Source organism: Empedobacter brevis NBRC 14943 = ATCC 43319, from assembly GCF_000382425.1.
Taxonomy (GTDB): domain Bacteria; phylum Bacteroidota; class Bacteroidia; order Flavobacteriales; family Weeksellaceae; genus Empedobacter; species Empedobacter brevis.
In genome coordinates, this window is record NZ_KB908313.1 from 1 (window position 1) to 2,887 (window position 2,887).

A 2,887-nucleotide genomic window follows, 5' to 3' on the forward strand; every position below is an offset into this window, starting at 1 on the left:
TTGATCATTTCAGCATTTTGAATATAATTTCCTGTTAAATCCGGTGGATATTGGTATTCCGTGGTGATGGTTTCGCCTTTGGAGTTTTTGGTGGTTTGACTGGTTAATTGTAAATGGTTTGCACTATCGTAATTGTAGTTGGTTTCTGTGGTTAATGTTCCGTTTGGAAAGTGTTCTTTGATGGTTTGCTTTTTTAATTTAGAACTAAAAGTATAATTGTAATAATGACTTACTGCAATGCTACCTTGAACCGCGCAATATAAAGTATAACAAACTCCTGATGGCGGATACATAGAATTAGTACTACTTAAAGGAGATGTTGGTAAAGGAGATATACCAGGTTCTATATTATAATTATCAAATCTTTTTGATTTTATAAGTTTATACTCATTTATGATTTCTTTATCAGGATTAGCTTTAGGTGATCCATTTACAGATGAGAATATTCTTGTTTTTAATAATTGGTTTGCATCCCATTTATTATTAGAACTATTTATATTATATATAGGATTAGAAGTTAAAATATGGCCATCATTTCTAATTTGAGAAATATTATATTCATTTTCTTCATAACCATTTTTAGTAAGTTTAGTAATATATTTATATTTAATTCTTTCTTCGGTACTATTAAATGTTTCATTTAAATCATCTGTATTATATATTGTTGATGGACAATCATGCCAAGTAGCTATATTTGGAACATTTCCTATTCCAGATTTAGGACCGCATTTCCAAAAACTGGAGTTATTATATAGGCTAATAGAAGAGTCATCACTGTTAAGATTATTGATAGAGTTATATTTATACTCTTTAATATTTTCTTCTCCTATTCCATTATTATCAGTAATTTTTTTAACACGTACTCCTCCAATATTTTTTATAGAACTTGATGAAAAAGTTTCAATAACTGGATTATAAATAAATTTAGCAGTTCCTTGTACGCGATTAAATTTAGTTGAAACATCCATTGTTACCTTGTAAGTCTTTCCTGCTTTTATTGGTATAGGATCATAAGCTGTAGGTCGTGAAGTTTCATCTTCAGGATTTATTGTTCTAATGGGTTTATCAAACCTTCCATGGTATGGATTCATAATATTTTGACCAGTAGAAATATCAATTACACTGATCTCATATACATCATGATATTCTCCTCCTTCAAGATAAACTCCGGGGCATTGCTCTGAACTTAAATTAGAATATGGTATATAAAGGAATTGATTTTTTTTTGAAGTGAATTGGAATGAATCAGTAGAAGGTCGACTTTCAAAAGGAGCACATTTAAATTTATCTGCATGAAGTATTTCTCCGTCGTATACTTCTTTTGTATATGAATCAATGACTAAACTCTTATTGCTTTCATATTCTATAGAAGTAAAACCTTTCGTTGGGTAAATGATCTTAGTTAAAGAACCATAGGATTTTTCTATAGAAGATCTATCTGCAATCTTTTTACCAAATTCTCTTGTAAATTCTGAAGCTCTTCCATATCCGCTAAAATTAGTTAAATAACCAGTTGAGTTATTATTTGGATAACCATAATAATCCATTTTTGTGGATAAACGAGCTGGTAATGAGTTGATATTATCATATTCAAATTTGTAAATATCATTATCAACTACCAAGGAATTTAAAAATAATCTTTTTAAAAATGATTCAGATGTGTTTGTCGCTCCTGAAGTTCCTGCTTGAGAATAAACATAATTGAAATTTACAGATTTAATTAACTGATTAAAATTATTTTTTATTTCAAATGACTTTAATCGATATCCTATACTATAGTCTGAACGACTTTCATTTTCAAATAAAATAGAATTTCCATTGCTTGCTGATATATTTTTCAGGTATTTTGCATTATATGAGTCAAAATAAGTAGTACATTTTTGTTGAGATTTAGTAATATCTGTAAATCCTTGATCTCCGTATGTTATCTGATAATATTCAGAATAACTCAATGGATAATTTTTTCCATTTTGTTGGTAAACAAAATCAATATAATTGTTTTTTTGATCTCTTATTTGTTTTAAGTACCAAGTTGTATTTGGTTTCCGGTTAAGATTTCTAGAGCAGTTAGTTGATATTGTTGTAGTTTCAACATAAGGTTCATCACCTCCAAATATATAAGAAATTCCGTCTGGAGTAATTAAAGTAAATTCTAAATAATTAACTAAATTTTTATTAATCTTTGAGTAAGATATTTTTATATCTGAATCTCCATCAATATAGACCACATTGTTATCAAGATAAAAAGTTCCATTGTATCCATTAAAATTGAAACTGAAAACATCTTGTTGAGTATCAACGTTTGAAGGAGCATTACCTATTCCTGGAGTTTTATATACCTTTTCAAAATTTTCAACATGTTTAGCTATATATTCCGCATTTGTATAATCACCTCTTAAACTTACTTCCAAATCATCGACAGGTGGTCTGAAATTTTCAGTTTGTGAATGTTCATCAGGAAGCCCTTTTACAACACGTGTAATCATCCCTCCTGCATTTAAATTCCATCCCATTCCTACTAAACCTGCAATATCATTAACTTTTACACCATCTGTATAATAAGTTAAGTTTAAATTTAGGTTAATGTCACCATTTTTTAATGAATAAATTGGAAGTTGATGACTAAACCCTCCTTTGTTTCCACTAATATCCAAGTTACCGTTTTTAGTAAAGAAATAATTTTCTAAAGAAGGGGGAGTCACTTCTGTACTAGGTACATAACTATTTTGTTGAGCGTTTATATAATTGGATAATGTTAATAAAGACAGTAAAACTATATTTTTCTTCATGCGTTACTTTTTAATAATTTTAATGGATTCGGTTTGGTTGTCGTGGTTAATTTTCAGGATGTAAACGCCGGCCGGATACTTTCCTAAAGAAACAGGCG

2 protein-coding genes are annotated in these 2,887 nt (G+C 29.0%); both read right to left on the reverse strand.

Going from position 1 to position 2,887, the window contains the following annotated elements:
• Positions 1-2,789 (reverse strand): hypothetical protein (locus tag H277_RS0118295; RefSeq protein WP_019977075.1); only part of this gene is annotated, 2,789 nt, incomplete at its 3' end.
• Positions 2,790-2,792: 3 nt separating this feature from the next.
• Positions 2,793-2,887 (reverse strand): T9SS type A sorting domain-containing protein (locus tag H277_RS20650; RefSeq protein ID WP_154652456.1); only part of this gene is annotated, 95 nt, incomplete at its 5' end.